Origin of the sequence: Brevundimonas sp. (genome assembly GCF_013912005.1) — a bacterium.
Classification (GTDB): Bacteria; Pseudomonadota; Alphaproteobacteria; order Caulobacterales; family Caulobacteraceae; genus Brevundimonas.
Map to the genome: position 1 here is coordinate 144,692 of NZ_JACESB010000004.1, position 18,043 is coordinate 162,734.

Annotated in this window: 19 protein-coding genes; 7 read left to right on the forward strand and 12 right to left on the reverse strand. The window is 72.1% G+C overall.

Features of this window, described 5'->3' with window-relative positions:
- Nucleotide 1: 1 nt before the first annotated feature.
- Nucleotides 2-541: a ubiquinol-cytochrome c reductase iron-sulfur subunit gene (gene petA / locus H2038_RS04940; RefSeq protein ID WP_292109834.1), complete on the reverse strand. Its 540-nt coding sequence runs from the start codon at nt 539-541 to the stop codon at nt 2-4.
- A gap of 198 nt (nt 542-739) precedes the next feature.
- On the opposite strand from petA, the gene H2038_RS04945 reads away from it, so the two are divergent.
- Nucleotides 740-1,177: a tRNA (cytidine(34)-2'-O)-methyltransferase gene (locus H2038_RS04945; RefSeq protein WP_292109837.1), complete on the forward strand. Its 438-nt coding sequence runs from the start codon at nt 740-742 to the stop codon at nt 1,175-1,177.
- Between the two features lie 44 nt (nt 1,178-1,221).
- Nucleotides 1,222-1,560 (forward strand): hypothetical protein, encoded by a 339-nt coding sequence (locus H2038_RS04950; RefSeq protein ID WP_292109839.1) that lies wholly within the window; start codon nt 1,222-1,224, stop codon nt 1,558-1,560.
- An 87-nt stretch (nt 1,561-1,647) separates the two neighbouring features.
- Here H2038_RS04950 and H2038_RS04955 read toward each other — a convergent pair whose 3' ends face one another.
- The 3 genes from H2038_RS04955 to H2038_RS04965 all read right to left on the reverse strand — a co-directional run bounded on the left by H2038_RS04955 (nt 1,648) and on the right by H2038_RS04965 (nt 5,546).
- Nucleotides 1,648-3,738 (reverse strand): TonB-dependent receptor, encoded by a 2,091-nt coding sequence (locus tag H2038_RS04955; RefSeq protein ID WP_292109841.1) that lies wholly within the window; start codon nt 3,736-3,738, stop codon nt 1,648-1,650.
- A gap of 84 nt (nt 3,739-3,822) precedes the next feature.
- Nucleotides 3,823-4,227: a hypothetical protein gene (locus H2038_RS04960; protein WP_292109844.1), complete on the reverse strand. Its 405-nt coding sequence runs from the start codon at nt 4,225-4,227 to the stop codon at nt 3,823-3,825.
- A 59-nt stretch (nt 4,228-4,286) separates the two neighbouring features.
- Entirely contained in the window at nt 4,287-5,546 is a 1,260-nt protein-coding gene (locus tag H2038_RS04965; RefSeq protein WP_292109847.1) for a dipeptidase, read from the reverse strand.
- Between the two features lie 98 nt (nt 5,547-5,644).
- Here H2038_RS04965 and hemF point away from each other — a divergent pair, with 98 nt between their 5' ends.
- Nucleotides 5,645-6,520 (forward strand): oxygen-dependent coproporphyrinogen oxidase, encoded by an 876-nt coding sequence (gene hemF / locus H2038_RS04970; protein WP_292109848.1) that lies wholly within the window; start codon nt 5,645-5,647, stop codon nt 6,518-6,520.
- Between the two features lie 6 nt (nt 6,521-6,526).
- On the opposite strand, the gene H2038_RS04975 is transcribed toward hemF, so the two are convergent.
- Both H2038_RS04975 and H2038_RS04980 read right to left on the reverse strand, forming a co-directional pair.
- Nucleotides 6,527-9,007: an ATP-binding protein gene (locus H2038_RS04975; RefSeq protein WP_292109851.1), complete on the reverse strand. Its 2,481-nt coding sequence runs from the start codon at nt 9,005-9,007 to the stop codon at nt 6,527-6,529.
- 89 nt (nt 9,008-9,096) lie between these two features.
- The gene (locus H2038_RS04980) at nt 9,097-9,795 is read right to left on the reverse strand and encodes a type 1 glutamine amidotransferase (protein ID WP_292109853.1); all 699 of its coding nucleotides are present in this window, start codon (nt 9,793-9,795) and stop codon (nt 9,097-9,099) included.
- Between the two features lie 74 nt (nt 9,796-9,869).
- On the opposite strand from H2038_RS04980, the gene H2038_RS04985 reads away from it, so the two are divergent.
- Complete coding sequence (locus tag H2038_RS04985; protein ID WP_292109856.1) at nt 9,870-10,166, forward strand: antibiotic biosynthesis monooxygenase family protein; 297 nt, start codon at nt 9,870-9,872, stop codon at nt 10,164-10,166.
- On the opposite strand, the gene rlmJ is transcribed toward H2038_RS04985, so the two are convergent.
- Nucleotides 10,163-10,981 (reverse strand): 23S rRNA (adenine(2030)-N(6))-methyltransferase RlmJ, encoded by an 819-nt coding sequence (gene rlmJ / locus H2038_RS04990; protein ID WP_292109859.1) that lies wholly within the window; start codon nt 10,979-10,981, stop codon nt 10,163-10,165. The genes H2038_RS04985 and rlmJ overlap by 4 nt on opposite strands.
- Before the next feature lie 136 nt (nt 10,982-11,117).
- On the opposite strand from rlmJ, the gene H2038_RS04995 reads away from it, so the two are divergent.
- From H2038_RS04995 to H2038_RS05005, 3 genes are read left to right on the forward strand one after another with little or no spacing between them, the layout of a single operon-like run.
- Complete coding sequence (locus H2038_RS04995) at nt 11,118-12,140, forward strand: DNA topoisomerase IB (protein ID WP_292109862.1); 1,023 nt, start codon at nt 11,118-11,120, stop codon at nt 12,138-12,140.
- A 45-nt stretch (nt 12,141-12,185) separates the two neighbouring features.
- Nucleotides 12,186-12,782, forward strand: coding sequence for a thermonuclease family protein (locus H2038_RS05000; RefSeq protein ID WP_292109864.1), 597 nt, complete (start codon nt 12,186-12,188; stop codon nt 12,780-12,782).
- A gap of 57 nt (nt 12,783-12,839) precedes the next feature.
- Complete coding sequence (locus H2038_RS05005) at nt 12,840-13,235, forward strand: hypothetical protein (RefSeq protein ID WP_292109866.1); 396 nt, start codon at nt 12,840-12,842, stop codon at nt 13,233-13,235.
- A gap of 4 nt (nt 13,236-13,239) precedes the next feature.
- Here the strand turns inward: H2038_RS05005 and H2038_RS05010 are convergent, their stop codons facing one another.
- From H2038_RS05010 to ispH, 5 genes are all read right to left on the reverse strand, one after another.
- Nucleotides 13,240-13,692 (reverse strand): opioid growth factor receptor-related protein, encoded by a 453-nt coding sequence (locus H2038_RS05010; RefSeq protein ID WP_292109868.1) that lies wholly within the window; start codon nt 13,690-13,692, stop codon nt 13,240-13,242.
- A gap of 3 nt (nt 13,693-13,695) precedes the next feature.
- Entirely contained in the window at nt 13,696-14,739 is a 1,044-nt protein-coding gene (tdh, locus tag H2038_RS05015) for an L-threonine 3-dehydrogenase (protein WP_366926483.1), read from the reverse strand.
- An 11-nt stretch (nt 14,740-14,750) separates the two neighbouring features.
- The gene (locus tag H2038_RS05020) at nt 14,751-15,941 is read right to left on the reverse strand and encodes a glycine C-acetyltransferase (protein WP_292109874.1); all 1,191 of its coding nucleotides are present in this window, start codon (nt 15,939-15,941) and stop codon (nt 14,751-14,753) included.
- A gap of 43 nt (nt 15,942-15,984) precedes the next feature.
- A complete protein-coding gene (locus H2038_RS05025; protein ID WP_292109876.1) occupies nt 15,985-16,890 on the reverse strand; it encodes a DUF4232 domain-containing protein in 906 nt (301 codons plus the stop codon).
- A gap of 69 nt (nt 16,891-16,959) precedes the next feature.
- Nucleotides 16,960-17,931 carry a 4-hydroxy-3-methylbut-2-enyl diphosphate reductase gene (gene ispH / locus H2038_RS05030; RefSeq protein WP_292109878.1) on the reverse strand — a complete coding sequence of 324 codons (972 nt, stop codon included), beginning with the start codon at nt 17,929-17,931 and terminating at the stop codon, nt 16,960-16,962.
- Nucleotides 17,932-18,043 lie beyond the last annotated feature (112 nt).

Below are 18,043 nucleotides of genomic sequence, written 5' to 3' on the forward strand. Positions count from 1 at the left end.
CTCAGCCGATCTTGATCCGGGTGTCGGACACGTATTCGTAGTCGGGCACCACCAGATTCAGCGGCGCCGGACCCTTACGGATGCGGCCGGAGGTGTCGTAGTGCGAGCCGTGGCAGGGGCAGAACCAGCCGCCGTAGTCGCCGGTGCCGAAGGTCGGCACGCAGCCCAGGTGGGTGCAGTTGCCCAGCACCACGAGATACTGCTGGTGGCCTTCCTTGACGCGCTCGGCGTCGGTCTGCGGATCCTTGAGGTCCGACAGCGGCGTGGCGGCGGCGGCCTGGATCTCGGCCGGGGTGCGGTAGCGCACGAACACCGGCTTGCCCTGCCACTTGATCACGACCTGCTGGCCTTCCTGGACCTTGGTCATGTCGAACTCGATCGACGCCAGCGCCAGGGTGTCGGCGGCCGGGTTCATCTGGTTGACCAGCGGCCAGATGGCCATGGCCCCCGCGCCGACGGCGGCCGCGCCGGCCGCGATATGGATGAAGTCCCGGCGGGTGGCGTCGCCGCCTTCGCCTTCCGTCACGACCGATTCGGCCACGTGTCACTCCTCGTACGCCGCAGTCCGCGCCCGATCGGAGCGCGGTTTCGTCCGGCATGGATGGTCTAGCGAATTCCGGTACGTCCCGCCCCGGCCCGGCTTGCGGCTCATCGCCGCAAAGCGCTGTCGCTGTCACCTGCGAAGCAGTCGCATTCGAGCCGCGACAAGCCCCCGGGCCGCGCGTATGAGGGCCTTAGAATGCGTCTCGCGCTTTTTCAACCAGCCATTCCGCAGAACGTCGGCGCATGCATCCGGCTGTCCGCCTGCTTCGGGGTGGAACTGCATGTGATCGAGCCGACCGGCTTCCGTTTCGACGACCGGGCGATGAAGCGCGCGGCGCTGGACTACGGCCCCTTGTCGCACCTCGTGCGCCACCCGGACTGGGACGCCTTCCAGCGCGACCGCGGCCCCGGCCGGCTGGTGCTGTTCACCACCAGGGGCGCCACGCCGTTGCAGGAATTCGCCTTCCGCGAGGACGACGTCCTGTTGTTCGGGAGCGAGCCGACGGGCGCCCCGGAGCATGTTCACGCAGCGGCCGACGCCCGGGTCGTGATCCCGATTCGACCGGGCGCGCGGTCGCTGAACCTGTCGGTCAGCGCGGGCATCGCCCTCTGGGAGGGACTTCGCGGGTTTTGATCCCGCTCAAGACGCCCCCCCTCTGCTCGTCGCATATGTTCGGCATGCAGCGGTTCCTGATCCTCGCCGCCCGCGGAATCGCCATCCTCGGCGCCGGCTTCATTTCGCTGTTCGCGCTCGACGTCCCGGGCATGGACGGGTCGCTGGCGTACCGGCTGGCGGGCTTCCTGGTCCACCTCACGCCCAGCTTCGTGCTCCTCGGCATCCTGGCGGTCGCCTGGAGATGGCCGGGCGTCGGCGGCGCGTTGTTCCTTCTCGCGGGTGTCTCGCCGCTGCTGCTGCTCGACAACCCGCCAGCCACCAACCTCCTGCTCGGCGGGCCGTTCCTCATCGCGGGCGCGGCCTTCATCCTCGGGCGCGGGGCGGCGGCCGAAGTCCGCTGAGGAGCGGCCCCGGCCCCGGTCGCTGCGCCGGTCGAAGCGGCTGAGGAGAGGACCCGGCGCCCGCCTTCCGCCGGGCCCTCCCCGCCCTCACCAGGCGCTTCGGAGCGCGACGAAGACGCCACGGCCGGCGCCGGGGAGCCGGTCGCCGACGGCGACGTCGGACCCGGTCACGCGGTTGCGGCCGGCCAGATGCGGGCGGTACTCGCGATCGAACAGGTTCTCGAGGCCCGCCTCGATGGCGACGCCGGCGCCCAGCCGCCGCTCGCCTCGCACCGAGAAGACGACGTGGCCGCCGGTCGGCGCCTCCCCGTTCGTCGTCGAGACGTTGCGCTGGCGCAGGGCGCCCGCCGCCTCCACGCCCAGCGACCAGTCCGCCTCCTCCCAGATCGCGGCCAGTCGCAGGTTCGGGGGCGCGATCCTGTAGAGGTCGTCCTCCATATCCCGCCGGCGGCCACGCACGTGGCTGGCCGTGCCCTCAATGCGCAGGCGGTCGGTCAGGGCGGCGCCGAAGTCGACGTCCACACCGTAGAGCTCCGCGTCGACGTTGCTCCAGCGCAGCGGCGTGGGGTCGCCGCTCGCCGCCGCCACCATCTCGACGAGGGTGTCCGCGACGCCCGGCGTGGCGTCATATGCGACGCCCTGGATGTAGTCGTCGATCTGTCGGTAGTAGACCGTCGGCCGCGCCCACGCCCCTCCGCGCCGCCAGTCGAAGCCGACCTCGGCGATCCACGCGACCTCGGGCCGGAGCTCCGGATCGCCAACGTAGATGTTGCCGTCGGCGAGCCCGCCGCTGGCCTCGGTGGGCAGCCAGGAGAAGCGCTCGACCGGATTGGGCGCCCGCGTCTTCCGGGCCAGGGTCAGTCGCGGCGTGACCTCGCCCAGCTCACGCCAGAAGCGCGCGGCGACGTCGAAGGCGCCGCCGCTCCAGGAGCGGTCCCCGGCGTTGAACGCCGCCGCCAGCCGGGTCGGGCCGATCGGCAGGGCGGGGCCGGTGCGGGCGAGCCCGGCCTCGGCGCGGTGGCCGTCGGCGCGCGCGCCGACCTCGGCCTGCACCCCTGACAGGGATCCACGCCATTCGATGTGCCCGCCCAGCCGCCGCGTCTTGGTTCCGGGCAGGGAGGTGGCGAGAAAGGCGGGGTTGTCCGGATGGGTGATGCTCACCGACTTGTCCGCCCGCTCGAAGTCGACGCCGAGGCCGAGGCGACCTCCAAACGCGGCAAACGCCAGTCGCAGGTCGCCTGACAGGCTCTCGGCGTCCGCCAGCGACAGCCGGCGCATCGTCGACATGGCGGGACCGGGGCGGAGGCTGAAATTGTCCATGCCGTGCTCGACCCGGCTGTGTCCCAACGAGGCCTCCACCTGCACCGCCGAGCCGGCCGGGCCGGAGTAGGCCAGACGCGCGAAGTCGGTGTCGAAGTAGCGGATGTCCATGCTGAACGGCGGCGTTCCCGTGGGGCCGGTCTCCTGGCCGCGAAGGTCCAGCGACAGTTCGCCCACGCCGCCCCGCACGCCGGCTGACACGCCGTAGGTGTCCCGCTCGAAGGCGCTGTCGCGGATCACCCCGCCGGGGAACCGCGTTTCGCCCCCCTCCTCCCGGGCGCCGATCAGGTTCAGCCGGAACCGGTCGTTCGCCATGCCGATCACGCCGCCGAACGCATGGGCGTCGTCGACCGAGCGCCAGTTCGCCGAGAGGTCGCCGGCCGGCGTCCATTCGCGGCCATGGCCGAAGTCCACCCGTTTCAGCTCCGCGTTCACGCCGCCCGCGAGGGCGGGGCCGTTGCGGACGGGGCTGATCCCGCGGTCGACCTGGAGACGGGCGACCAGCGGCATGGGCGCGTAGTGGAGCGGCGGATCCATCGCGTTCGGTCCGCCGGTATGGAACCTCTGGCCGTTGATCCGGACCAGAACGCGGTCGCCGAACAGGCCGCGGTACTGCACCTGTCCGGACAGGCCGCCGTTGTCGACGCGGGCGCCGCCCGGCAATCGGGCGACCAGGCCGGAGCTGTCGGCGGTCACGGCCGCGCCGGCTTCGGGTCGAACGCTGTCGACGACGGCGTCCCGGCGCACGCCGGTGACGACGATTTCGTCCAGCAGGGACGGATCCTGCGCGTGCGTGGGAAGGGCGGCGAGCATGGGCGCGCCGATAGCCAGGGCCAGGGCCCCTCGGGTCAGTGTCATGGGTAAGAGCTCGGTCTGAACGCCGGGCAGCCGGCGGAACAGGGCGGCCGTCGTCGGACGGTTCGCCCTCTGGGGCAGGACAGGTCAGACGAACCGGGGCGGAGCCCGCGGGGGCGGCGGCGGCCCCTCCAGGGGACCATGGATGTGCACCCGTCCTGCGCGCCGAACCGGTTCCGACGGGGAGAGGGCGAGCAACCGCCGCGGCGGCGGCGGCGGCGCATCCGGCGCGAGCTCGGGACCTGCGGCGGCGAAGGCGCAGACGGAGTCGGGCCGCGCCGGATCCTCGCCGCCGTGCTGGTCGTGGTGCGCGGGCGCGTGGGCCGCCCGGGCGTTCGGCGGGGTCTGATCTTCGCAGACCACGATCCGGAAACCGCGCCCGTCGAACTCCGGCATATAGCCCGGAGCGACGAGCCCGCGCAGGACGAGCGCCAGCAACAGGGCGGACAGGGCCGCCGCGAATCCCGCTGATTTTCGCCAGCCCCGCGCCATCCGCGGGCCTCTGGGCCGGGCAGGGCGCGGGCGCAAGGTGGCGCTAGGTCGCGGCGGCGTTACTCCGGGGCCTCCGCGGGCTCAAGCCGCGCCAGGATCGGGCGTTCCGCCGCCTTCGCCGCCGCCGCCGCCTCAACCGCGCGCATAACCCTGAGCACGTTCTCACCGGCCAGCTTGCGGATGTCGGCCTCGCTCCAGCCGTTCTCCATCAGCCGGGCGAGAATCCGCGGATAGGCGTCCACGCCCTCCACGCCTTCCGGCAGGCTGCCGACGCCGTCGAAGTCGCCGCCGAGGCCGACGTGGTCGACCCCCGCCACATCGCGCACGTGCTGGATGTGGGCGACCACGTCGTCGATCGTCGCGCGCGGCGCGGGCCGGGCGGCCGTCCAGGTCTCCAGTCCGCGACGAACCGCCTCCGGGTCGCCCGGGTTGAGCGCCTTCAGCCGGGCCTCCTCGGCCGCGCGGGCGGCGCCCCAGGCCCGCACCTGCTCGTTCACGAAGCCCGGCACGAAGGTGACCATCACCACGCCGCCGTCAGCCGGCATCATCCGCAGCACGCTGTCGGGCACATTGCGCGGATGTCCGGTGACGGCCCGGGCGGAGGAGTGGGAGAAGATCACCGGGGCTTCGGAGACGCGCATGGCGTCGACCATCGTCTCCTCGGAGACGTGGCTCAGGTCGACCATCATCCCCAGCCGGTTCATCTCCTTCACCACCTGCTCGCCGAACGGTGACAGGCCGCCCCACTTCGGGGCGTCGGTGGCGCTGTCGGCCCAGGTCGTGGTCGCCGAGTGGGTCAGGGTCATGTAGCGGACCCCCGCCTGGTGGAACTCGCGCAGCAGACCGAGCGAGTCGTCGATCGAGTAGCCGCCCTCGATCCCCATGAGGCTGGCGATGCGGCCGCGGCGGTGGATGCGCTGGATGTCGTCGGCCGTGGTCGCCAGTTCGAACGCCTCGGGGTGGGCGGCGACCATGCGGCGAACGACATCGATCTGCTCGAAGGTGGCCTTGGCGGCCTCGACCGGCTCGAGGCTGGCGGGGACGTAGACCGACCAGAACTGGCCGCCGACGCCGCCGGCGCGCAGGCGGGGAATGTCGGTGTGAAGGTCGGTGGAGGCGTCGAGATTGGCGGTCAGGTCGACGGCGTGGGGGTCGCTCCCGTGGCCCTGCCGCAGGGCCCAGGGCAGGTCGTTATGGCCGTCGATCAGCGGGGTCCGTTCGAGAATGCGCCGGGCCCGGGCCTCGCCCGCATCCTGCGCGGCGGCGGCGCCGGCGACCAGGGCGAGGGCGACAGTGGACAGCAGGGCGGCGCGGATCATCGGGACCTCCGGAAAGTGGCGAAGCCGGACAGTGGCAGATGGGACCGGGCGGTCAACGGCCGCCTTTGCGCCTGCGTCGCCCGCCCTTATGAAGCGGCATGACCGACGCCCCCGCCCCTCTCGACGCCCGCAAGGCCGAAGCCCGCGCCTGGTTCGAGGCCCTCCGCGACCGCATCCACGCCGGCTTCGAGGCGCTGGAAGACCAGGCCCCGCCGGAGCTCTTCCCCGGCGAGCCCGGCCGCTTCGTCCGCACGCCGTGGGAGCGGCCGGCCGGCGGCGGCGGCGTCATGGGCATGATGCACGGACGGCTGTTCGAGAAGGTCGGCGTCCACGTCTCCACCGTCTTCGGGACCTTCCCCGAGGACTATGCCAAGACCGTGCCGGGCGCGGCCGAGGACCCGCGCTTCTTCGCCACCGGCATCAGCCTGATCTGTCACCCGGTCAGCCCGCGCGTGCCGGCGGTGCACATGAACACGCGCTTCATCGCCACGACCCGCAGCTGGTTCGGCGGCGGGGCTGACCTGACCCCCGTGCTCGACGTGGACCGACGACCGGACGCTCCGGACACGGTCGAGTTCCACGCCGCCATGAAGGCCGCCTGCGACGCCCACGACCCCGACTGGCACGCCCGCTTCAAGGCCTGGTGCGACGAGTACTTCTTCCTGCCCCACCGCAACGAACCGCGCGGCACCGGCGGCATCTTCTACGACCACCTGGACAGCGGCGACCGGGACCGCGACTTCGCCTTCACCCGCGACGTCGGCGAGGCCTTCCTCGACGTCTATTCCCGGATCGTCGGCCGCCGCATGACCGAGTCGTGGACGGCGGAGGAGCGCGAGGAGCAGCTGGTCCGCCGCGGCCGCTATGTCGAGTTCAACCTGCTCTACGACCGCGGCACGACCTTCGGCCTGAAGACCGGCGGCAACGTCGAGTCGATCCTCAGCTCGATGCCGCCCGTGGTGAAGTGGCCCTGAGACGGCTCAGGCGGCTTCCCGCTCCCGCTCCGGCAGCACGGCCTCGATCGCGGAGAACAGGCTGTCCATGGTGATGGGCTTGGCGAGGTGGCCGTCGGCCCCGGCGGCCCGCCCGGCCGCGACGTGCTCCGCCATGGCGTTGGCGGTCAGCATGATCACCGGCGTCCGGGCGGCCTCCCGCGCCGCCTCCAGCTTCCGGATCTCGGCCGTGGCGGTGAGTCCGTCCATGACGGGCATCTGCATGTCCATCAGCACCAGGTCGAAGCCGCCGGCGGCGAACGCCTCCACCGCCTGACGGCCGTTCTCGACAGCGACCAGCTCCATCGGCGTGGCCGACAGCATGATCTCGACCACCTTGCGGTTGGCCGGATGGTCGTCGGCCAGCAGGACCCGCATCGGCCCGGCCGAGACCTCGACCGCCGGCGCATCCGCGCCCGGGCTGGAGGGCTCCTGCACACGGGGCAGCGGAATGTCGAACCAGAAGACCGAGCCCTCGCCCGGCGTGCTGTCGCAGTCCAGTCGCCCGCCCATCAGCCCGACGAGGGCGCTGGAGATGGCAAGGCCGAGGCCGGTGCCGCCGTAGCGGCGGGTGATCGAGCCGTCCGCCTGCTGGAAGCGGCTGAAGATGCGGGCCTTCTGGGCGGCGTCGAAGCCGACGCCCGTGTCGCTGACGCGGAAGGAGACGCGGTCGTGGTCCATGGCCGAGACGGAGATCCGGACCCGTCCCTCGGAGGTGAACTTGAGCGCGTTGCTCACAAGATTGGTCAGCACCTGCCGCACCCGCACCGGATCGCCGTCGACACGGCCGGCCAGGGCGGGGTCGAAGTCGACCTCCAGCGCCACGCCTCTTTCGCCGGCCCGCACCCGCCAGAGGGCGGCGACATCGCCGACGGCCTGCTCGAGATCGAAGGCGGTGCGTTCGATCGCGACCTGGCCGGACTCGATCCTCGCACTGTCCAGGATGTCGGACAGCAGCCGTTCGAGGGTCGCGCTGGACGAGCGGATCAGCTCGACCATCTCGTGCTCCTGCGGCTCGAGCTCGCGCCGGGCCAGGGCGTCGGCCATGGACACGACCCCGTTCAGCGGGGTGCGGATCTCGTGGCTCATGTTGGCGAGGAATTCGCTCTTGGTCCGGTTCGCCTCCTCCGCGCGAAGCTGCGCCGCCTTCAGCCGTCGGGCCTGCCGCGCCTGCCATGCGACCGTTCCGGTGGCGGAGAGCAGGAAGACGATTCCGATGACGATGATCCCCTGCTGGAGGGCGGTGTTGGCGCGCGCCGTCTCGAGCTGCCGCCGGCGCTCCGCCAGCTGCTGCTGCATATTGCCTGTGACCTGGTGGATGCCGGCGCTGAACTGGCGGGCGTTCTCGACCTCGCTCTGCCGGGCGTGGGCGCGAAGCAGGCGGAAGGCCTCCGCAGGTCGTCCCTCGGCGAACAGCACCTCGGCCTCGAGGTGCGCCGAGCCGGCGCCGACGTTGGCTTCGGCTTCCTGGGCCCGCAGACGCGCGAGGTCGCGGCGGGCGCCGGCCACGTCGCCGGTCCGGGCGCGGGCGACGCCCCGAACCGGCAGGGCTTCGAGGGCCAGAAAGGCCGCGGCTCCGAGGTTTTCCCCGTAGGGCTCGAGACAGTCGAGCACCCCTCGCGCGTCGCCCCGGGCGTGGGCGACGGCGGCGCAGAGGTTGGCGTCGTAGACCGACAGCGTCTCCAGCCCGGCGCGACGGGCCAGACGGTGATGAGCGGCGTAGTACCGCGCCGCCCGCTCCGTATCGCCCACCTGCAACGCCATCTTGGTCAGATTGTACAGGCTGTCGAAGTCCGGCCGCGGGTATTCGGGATTCGAATAGTCGATCTCGAATTTGCGGAAGGCGTCAGCGGCGCCCAGCACGTCGTTCAGATCCTTCAGGCCCATGCCGGCGACCTCCCAGATGCCGGCATGGGCGGTGGCCGCGAAGGGATCGCGATCGGGGATGTCCGCTTCCGCGGAGGTGAGCAGTTCGAGCGCCTCCCCGGTGCGGCCCTGGTCCATCAGCGAGAGCGCCGTCAGCCGCGCCGCATGGGCGCGGACGAACCAGTCGCGTCCGGAGGTCGCCATCCGCGACATTTCGGCGGCCACGCCGGTCTCGCCCTGGTCGTAGCGGATGGTCAGTTCATTCAGGCGGGCGACGTCCTGGTAGCGAGCATCCTTCTGGCGCGCGGCGGCGGCGGCCAACCACCGGTTCCACTGCGCGGCCTGGTCGAACTCCCCCTGGTTCAGCACGGTCCAGGCGACGTGGTAGAGACGATTCAGCCCTTCGCGATCGTTCCGGACGAGGGCCGCTCGCCCGAAGGCTTCGAGGTCGGCGAAACTGGTCGCGGCGGCGCGGCGCTCGACGAACTCCACGAGGCCCGAGGCCTCCGGCGACTCTGCGCGTACCGGCTGCGCCTGCGCGGGAGCGGCGCTCGAAAGGGCGAGGGCGCAAAGCAGCGCGGCGAACAGGCGAACTGGCGGCATGATACTCCCGACCCCGGGCCGCATTCTCGCACTGGAGGTGTTGAGCAAGGCTTAGCACGGCCGCGGGACCGGGCTTGCGGGGCCTGCGCTCAGGAGGCTGCGCCGGTGAGGAACGCCCTTATCCACGCCGACAGCACCGGACGGTCGTCCGGCCCGGTGAGGCTGGCGAGCGCCTCGTCCACCACCGGAGCGGGAATTCGGCCGGCGCGACCGGCGACGAGCGCCGCGGCGTAGGCGGGACTGAACTCGGGGTGGCACTGGAAGCTGATCGCGTCCGTCCCCCAGGCCAGGCCGGCGAAGGGGGCGAAGTCGCTGGCGAGGGTCACCCGGGCGTCCACGGGCGCCTCGACCACCTGGTCCTGGTGGGACACGGGGATGGCGATGAACGCCGCCGGCGGCTGCATCCACGGCTCCCCGGCCCTGACGTCATAGCTGTGCAGGCCGACGCCCCAGCCGCGGTCCGACTTCTCCACCCGTCCGCCCAGCGCCTGCGCCATGGCCTGGTGGCCGAAGCAGATGCCGACGAGGCGAACCCGTCCCCGCGCCGAGCGGATCCAGTCGAGGAGCGGCGGTATCCAGGCGTGATCCTCGTACACCCCGGCGGGCGAGCCGGTGATGATCGCGCCGTCGAACGCGGCCGGATCGGGCAGCTCCCCCGCCTGCACGTCGAACACGGCCACGTCGAACCCCGGCCCCAGCAGGGCCCGGAACATGGACGGGTAGTCCCCGTGTTCCGCCCGGAGGTCCGCGGGCGGGGCGCCGGTCTCGAGTATCGCAATGCGGGTCAAGGCAATCTCCTGCAGGCTTCCGCATATGAGCCTGCCGGCGAGACTCGCAAGGCGGGATCGGCTATGCCCCCGCCATGTCCGAAGCGCCTGTCGTCCTGATCAACGTCTATCGCTGCGAGCCGGAGCGTCAGGCCGCGCTGATGGAGCATCTCGCCGCGGTGGTCCGCGCCCAGCGCGGTCGCGACGGCTTCATATCGTCCACCCTGCACCGCGGGCTCAGCGGCCGCGTGGCGGCGGTGTACGGGGTCTGGCGCTCGAAGGAAGACTGGAAGGCCATGGCCCGCCACCCGGAGGTCGCGGCGGCGATGGAGCCGGTGTTGGCCGCCGCCACCTTCGAACCGCACCTCTACGAGCCGGTCGAGGTCGCCTAGGTCGTCCAGACCTCGGCCCGCCCCCCGGGCTCGCCCAGCGCATCGACGACCCAGCCGCAGATCTCCCGCGCCGCGACGTCGGTCCCCGGCGGCGGGTTGAGCACGACCATGGCGCAGCCGTTCATCCTCATCGGATCGCGGAGCGGCCGGAGTCGCGCCTCGGCCACCAGCACGCCCCTCGCCCCGCGGGCGTCCAGCCGCCGGAGAAAGGCGTCGAAGGTCTCCAGATCCTTGAGCGGCGTCCAGACGGCCACCGTTGCGGCCGGGTTCGTCGCGGCGATGGCGGCGGCGGCGTCCGCCGCGCGCTGGTAGTCGTCGGGGCGCTCGAAGGGCGGGTCGATCAGGACGAAGGCGGCCGGGGCCTGTCGCGCCGCTGACACGGCCTCGTCGTAGCCGTCGCCGCCGCGCGCCGCCGCGGCCGGGAAGCGCGCCAGCGCCGCGGTCAGCAGGTCCAGCACCGGCGGGTTGAGCTCGAATCCGACATAGCGGTCTTCCGGCCGGAGGCGTCGGGCGACGAGCACCGGCGAGCCCGGATAGAAGCGCACGCCGCCGACGGGATTCAGGGCCGCGACCTCCCGCGCCAGCGCCTCGATCAGGGGCGGGCGGTCGACCGCCGCCATCAGCCGCGCGACGCCGGCTTCCGCCTCCCGCGAGCGGGCGGCGTCCCCGGTCAGGTCGTACAGGCCGGCGCCGGCATGGGTGTCGATCACGGTCGCCGGCCCCGTCGCCTGGCGCCGCCCGAGCAGCCAGAGCACGAGGGCGTGCTTGACCAGGTCGGCGAAATTCCCGGCGTGGAAACTGTGTCGGTAGTTCATGGCCCTGCCTCCGCCGGTGCGGCCGGCGGGTCAAGAGGAACCGCCATCGGCGGCCGCCGTTGGGCAAGGCCCGAGGAGCCCCGATGACCGACCCCTTCCCCCTCGATCCCGCGCCGCCGCCGCCCGGAGACCGCCGGTGACCGCGAGCGATCCGGGGTCCGTCCCGGAGGGCCTGTCGTACTGCAATGACGAACAGCCCGGCATCCGCCGGACCGCCACCTCGAGAGGTTTCGCCTATCACGACAGCGCCGGGCGGCCGGTGGAGGACGAGAAGCGGCTCGCGCGCATCCAGGCCCTGGCCATTCCCCCGGCCTGGACCGACGTCTGGATCTGCCCCCGGGCCAACGGCCACATCCAGGCCACCGGGCGCGACGCCAAGGGGCGCAAGCAGTACCGGTACCATCCCGGCTGGACGAGCCACGCCGCCACCAACAAGTTCGACCGGCTGCCGGAGTTCGCCCGCGCCCTGCCCCGGCTGCGGCGGCGGGTCGAGCAGGACCTCGGCAAGCGCGGCCCCTCCCGCGACAAGGTGCTGGCGACGGCGGTCCGCCTGCTGGAGCTGACCCTGATCCGCGTCGGCAACGCGCAGTATGCGAAGCAGAACCGGTCGTACGGGCTGACCACCCTGCACAAGCGGCATCTGGAGGTCGGCGGGGGCGCGCTGACCTTCGCCTTCAAGGGCAAGAGCGGCGTGGAGCACGAGGTGCGGGTGCGGGACCGGCGGCTGGCCCGGATGGTCCGCTCGCTGCAGGACCTCCCCGGCCAGCAGCTGTTCAAGTACCGCGACGCCGACGGGAGCCTCGTCCCCGTCACCTCCGACGACGTCAACGCCTATATCCGGGAGGCGATGGGAGAGACGTTCTCGGCCAAGGACTTCCGCACCTGGGCCGGCACCGTCTCCGCCGCCCGGGCCCTGCGGGAGATGGACCCGCCGACCTCTCCGACGGACGCGAAGCGCAAGATCACCGTCTGCGTGAAGGCCGTGGCCGGCCTGCTCGGCAACACGCCCACCGTCTGCCGGTCGTCCTACGTCCATCCGCGGGTGTTCGAGCTCTACCAGTCGGGCCGGATCGGCGCAGCGCTCCCGGGGCCGGACGCGGCCACCTTCGAGCGCCGGCTCGCCCGCGTGCTGGCCGCCCGCGACGACAACCCTTCCTGAACCTTCCTCCTTCCAGGCTGCGGTCTCCCCCGCATGGAGATTCGCGTGCCCCGGCCTTCCCCCCTGTTCCCCCGCCGACGGTCGCGGCGGCCGGTCTGGCTCCTTCTGGCCCTGCTGGCGGTCGCGGCGATCGGCGCCGTCGTCGCCCCCGATCCCGAGGACCGGCAGGCCACCGCCGCCGAGGCCGCTCCGGCGGCGAGCGACCGGCTCACGGGAGCCGCCCGGGTGATCGACGGCGACACGCTGGACGTGGGCGGCGTCCGCGTCCGGCTGCACGGCCTGGACGCCTTCGAGCGAGGCCAGACCTGCGATCTGCCGGAGGGGCCATGGGCGTGCGGCGCGGCGGCGACGGCGGCGCTGTCGGACACTGCGGAGGGGCGGAGTCTCGACTGCACGGTGATCGACACCGACCGCTACGGACGGCAGGTCGCCCGCTGCGTGCGGAATGGCGAGGACGTCGGGGAGGCCCTCGTGCGCCGGGGGCTGGCCCTGGCCTACCGCCGTTACAGCATGGACTATGTGGCGGCGGAGGAGAGCGCCCGCGCCCGCGGCGCCGGAGCCTGGGCGGGTTCGTTCGACCGGCCTGAGCAGTGGCGGCGTCGCGGCCGCCGCGATCAGGCCCGCAGCCTGTCGCCGATGTAACTTGCCCCCGGGAGAGAACGTCGGTTTACGAGCCGGCCACTTTTCAGGGGTTTAACCATGTCCAACGTCTTCCTGCGCCTCGGCGTGCTTTTCGCGGTGGTCGGCGTGTCGCTCGGCTACTGGATGGGCGCGACCCACCAGTTCACCGTTTCGCCGGTGCACGCCCACATCAACCTGCTCGGCTGGGTGTCGATGTTCCTGTACGGCCTGTTCTATCGCAGCCTCCCGGCCGCCGCCGACGGCTGGCTGCCGAAGGCGCACCTGGCGCTCGCCGGGCTGGGCCTGCCGGTGATGATGATCGGCCTGACCATCCAGCTGCTGGCCGTGCCGGGCCTGGTCGCCTGGGCGCCGCCGATGATGATCGTCGGCCCGACCATGGTCGTGCTCGGCATGTTCGTCTTCGCCCTGATCGTCTTCCGGGCGACCGGGCCGAAAGCCGCGGCCGCGGCCTGACGGGTCAGGCCGTCATCCAGTAGCCGCGGCTGCGGGCGCTGACCGGAGCCCGCGTCGCCTCGACCCGCCAGAGGATGGCGTCGCGGAAGGCGTCGGCCGCCGCGTCGCCGGCCAGCAGCCGCAGGGAGCGGATGATGCGGGTGATGCGCAGGTGGTTGTGGTCGTGGGGCGCAAGCCAGCGGGTGGTGCGGCGGTAGAAGCCGTCCATCCGGTCGGTCGCCGCCGCCAGGGCGCACTGGGCGAGGGTGTCGTCCCGGATCGCGGCCGCCTCGGCGGGCGACAGCACCGGGGCGCCGGGGACGGCGGCCGAGGGTTCATCCAGCGGAAACAGCCACTGGATGAAGTCGTGGCGCTGCTCCACGGTCGCGTCGTCGAAGGCCAGCACGTCGAACAGGCCGCGGCCGACCCCGTCGACGCCCTCCCCCCGCAGGAAGGCCAGCACCGGGCCTCCGTCCATGGCTCAGGCCGCGGCCCGGTCCCAGTCCAGCACGACCTTGCCGGACTTGCCGGACTTCATCGCCTCGAAGCCCTCGCGGTAGTTCTCGTAGGACATCTGGTGGGTGATCAGCGGGGTCAGGTCGAGGCCGGCCTTCAGCAGGCCCAGCATCTTGCGCCAGGTGGTGAACATCTCGCGTCCGTAGACGCCCTTGATGGTCAGGGCCTTGAGGATGATGGCGCCCCAGTCGGTCTCCATCGGCTTCGACGGAATGCCGAGCATGGCCAGGCCGCCGCCCATGATCAGGGTGTCGACGCACTGTCGGAAGGCGATCGGCGAGCCCGACATCTCCAGCGCCACGTCGAAGCCGACCTTCATGCCCAGCTCGTGGATGACGTCGTGCAGGTCTTCCTTCGAGGTGTTCACGGTGCGCACGCCCGGCGCCACCTTCTGCGCCAGCTCGAGGCGGAAGTCGTTGATGTCGGTCAGGACGACGGTGCGGGCGCCGGCGTGGCGGGCGACGGCGGCGGCCATGATGCCGATCGGCCCGGCGCCGGTGACCAGCACGTCCTCGCCGAGCAGGTCGAACTGCTGGGCGGTGTGCACGGCGTTGCCGAAGGGGTCGAGGATGGAGCCGATCTCGTACGGCACGTCGTCGGGCAGCTCGATGACGTTGAAGGCCGGCGCGACGACGTACTCGGCGAAGGCCCCCTGACGGTTGACGCCGATGCCCTTGGTGGCGGGATCGAGGTGGAAATGGCCGGCGCGGGCGGCTTCCGAGTTCAGGTCGATGACGTGGCCTTCGGCCGAGACCCGCTGGCCGACCTTCAGACGACGGTCGACGTCCTTGCCGATGGCGACGATCTCGCCCGAGAATTCATGGCCGGTGATCATCGGCACCGGGACGTTCTTCTGGCTCCACTCGTCCCAGTTCCAGATGTGGATGTCGGTGCCGCAGACGGCGGTGCGCTTGACCTTGATCAGCACGTCCTCGTCGCCGGCGACCGGGATCGGGGCGTCGATCAGTTCGAGGCCGACCTCGGGCCGGGTCTTGGCCAGGGCCTTCATGGTGTCCGCCATCAGATAACTCCCAATTCCTTGCCGGCCGTCGTGAACGCCGCGACCGTCTGATCGATCTGGTCGAAGGTGTGCGCCGCCGACATCTGGGTGCGGATGCGGGCCTGGCCGCGCGGCACCACCGGGAAGCTGAAGCCGATCACGTAGACGCCGAGCTCCAGCATGCGGGCGGCCATGTCCTGGGCCAGCTTCGCATCGCCGAGCATCACCGGGATGATGGGGTGCTCGCCCGGCAGCAGGCTGAAGCCGGCCTCGGCCATGGCGGCGCGATAGCGGGCGGCGTTGGCGGACAGCTGTTCGCGCAGGGCGTCGCCCTCGGCCCCGCCGGCGATGCGGATCGCCTCGAGCGAGGAGCCGCACACGGCGGGCGAAAGCGCGTTGGAGAACAGGTAGGGGCGCGCCCGCTGCTTGAGCAGCTGCACCACCGGCGCCGTCGCGCAGATGAAGCCGCCCATGGCCCCGCCGAGCGCCTTGCCGAAGGTGCCGGTGACGAAGTCGACCTTCACCCCGTGGTGCGCGAACGAGCCGCGGCCCTGCGGGCCGAGGAAGCCGGTGGCGTGGCAGTCGTCGACCATGATCAGGGCGTCGTAGCGATCGGCGAGCGCCCGGATGTCCTTCAGCTTGGCGATATAGCCGTCCATCGAGAAGGCGCCGTCGGTGGCGATGACGATGTCGCGGGCGCCGTCGGCGCGGGCCTCTTTCAGCCGCGCCTCGAGGTCGTCCATGTCGGAGTTGGCGAAACGGTACCGCTTCGCCTTGCACAGCCGGACGCCGTCGATGATCGAGGCGTGGTTCAGGCTGTCGGAGACGATCGCGTCCTCGGCCCCGAACAGCGGCTCGAAGATCCCGCCGTTGGCGTCGAAGGCGGCGGCGAACAGGATGGCGTCCTCGAAGCCGAGATAGCCGGCGATCGCCCGCTCCAGCTCCTTGTGGATCTCCAGGGTGCCGCAGATGAAGCGCACCGAGGCGGTGCCGGCGCCCCAGCGCTCCTGCGCCCGGATCCCGGCCTGGACGACGCGCTCGTCGCCGGCGAGGCCGAGATAGTTGTTGGCGCAGAAGTTGAGCACCTCGCGCCCGCCGACCTTGATCACCGGTCCCTGGCGGGAGGCGATCACCCGTTCCGGCTTGGTGAGGCCCTGAGAGTCGATGTCGGCGAGTTCCGCGGCGACGCGGTCGTGGAAGCTGGCGGTCATGGGCGCTCCGCTACGCCGAATTCGTGGCGGGTTGAAGCCCCGTTCAGACGTTCGGTTCCGGCGCGGGCCGCGTCCCGCCCGTGAGCGGGCGGACCGGGCTGACCTTCACCCGACCGCCGCAGGGCGTGAGGTCGAGGTCCAGCGAGGCCGCGGAGGAGTCGCCCGGCGCCGTGACGCGGACGCGTTTCGCCACGGGGCAGGTCCGCTCCCCCTGCCCCTCATGAGGCACGACCGACCAGGCCAGTTCGAAGGCGGCCTTTTCCTGCGGCGCCAGCACCACCGCCGCCGGCGGCTGGTCGGCGGTGAAGTAGCTGCCGGCCGCCTGTTCGGCGCGGATTCCGGTGAGGGTCCTGCCCTGCGCGTCCAGCAGGGTCACGCCGGGGTAGCCGGTCAGGCCGCACGGCTGCGCCCCGACGTTCTGAAGGCCGATGTTGACGATCCGGTTGCCGGCGCCGGCGTCGCCGCCCTCGTTCGACAGGCGCAGCTGCGGCCCGCGACAGGGCGGGGCCGCGAGTCCGGCGTCGCCGCCCACGGGCGGGACGGGGCCGACCGGCTCCGGCCCCGACGCCGGACGGCTGCACCGCTCCAGCACCGCCGTGCCGACCGCCTCGTCAGGGCCGAGGCGGCTCAGCGTGGCGCTCTCGGTTCCGCCGCGGCTGGCGATCCACCATTCGAGACCCGATCCCACGAAGCGTGCGCCGGAGGCCGAGACGGCGGTCCTCAGCACATACTCCCGCCCGCGGTACGACAGCTGTGCGGTGGCGGCGTCCGGATAGGCGACGGCGACCGACTGCCCGCTCTCGCAGGCGTAGCTCACCGACGGAGCCGTGGCGGCGGCGGGAGCCGCGGACGGCGCGACCGGCTCGGGCGGCGCGGCCGCCTCCTCGGTGCAGGCCGCGATCAGGGCGAGGCTGGCGGCGAGGGCGCAGGCGAGGCTCGGTCGGCGCATGGCGGGCTCCCGGTCGTGGCCAAGGTCAACGCCAGCCAAGGCCAAAGGCTCCGCTTGCGCAAGCCCGGTTCAGGCGGTGAGCAGGCGCGGCAGCTTGAACGTCACCGTCTCACGGGCGCCGTCGTCCTCGACCAGGCTCACGTCGAACCGCGCCCGGACAGCCTCGATGAGTTCCTCGATCAGCTGCTCGGGGGCGGAGGCGCCGGCGGTGATCCCCAGGGTGGAGACCCCGTCGAACCAGGCCCAGTCCACATGGCTCGCGTCGTCTATAAGCCGGGCGTCGGCGGCGCCGGCGCGCAGGGCGACCTCCACCAGCCGGGCCGAGTTCGAGGAGTTCTTCGAGCCCACGACCAGCACGAGGTCGCAGCCCTGGCCGAGCGCCTTGACCGCCTCCTGCCGGTTGGTGGTGGCGTAGCAGATGTCTTCCTTGTGCGGGTCGGGCAGTTCCGGGAAGCGCCGCTTCAGCACGGCGAGGATCCCGGCGGTGTCGTCGACCGACAGGGTCGTCTGGGTGGCGTAGGCCAGCGGCGCGTCGCCGGGCCGCCGGAAGGCCTCGGCGTCCTCGACAGTCTCCACGAGGCTGATCGCGCCCGGCGGCAGCTGCCCCATGGTGCCGACGACCTCCGGATGGCCGGCGTGGCCGATCAGGATGACGTGGCGGCCGGCCGCGTGGTGCCGTTCGGCCTCGACGTGCACCTTCGACACCAGCGGGCAGGTGGCGTCGATGTAGAGCATCTCCCGCGCCCTCGCCGTCGCCGGGACCGACTTCGGGACCCCGTGCGCGGAAAACACCACCGGGCGATCGTCGGGACAATCGTCCAGCTCGCGGACGAACACCGCCCCCATCGACTTCAGGCGCTCGACCACGTGGCGATTGTGGACGATCTCGTGCCGCACGTAGACCGGCGCGCCATACTTCTCGAGCGCCCGCTCCACGATCTGGATGGCGCGGTCGACCCCGGCGCAGAACCCGCGCGGGGTGGCCAGACGCACCGCCAGGGGCGGGCGCTCGTGCTCTCGGACAGACAGGGGAGGCGTCATGGGCGGAACCTAGTCGCTCACCCGGTCCGCCGCCACCGCCGTTTCAGGGGCAGGCGGGTTTGCCGCGCCTCGGTTTAGCCGTTATCAGGCGGGAAGCGTTGCGTCCCTCGCG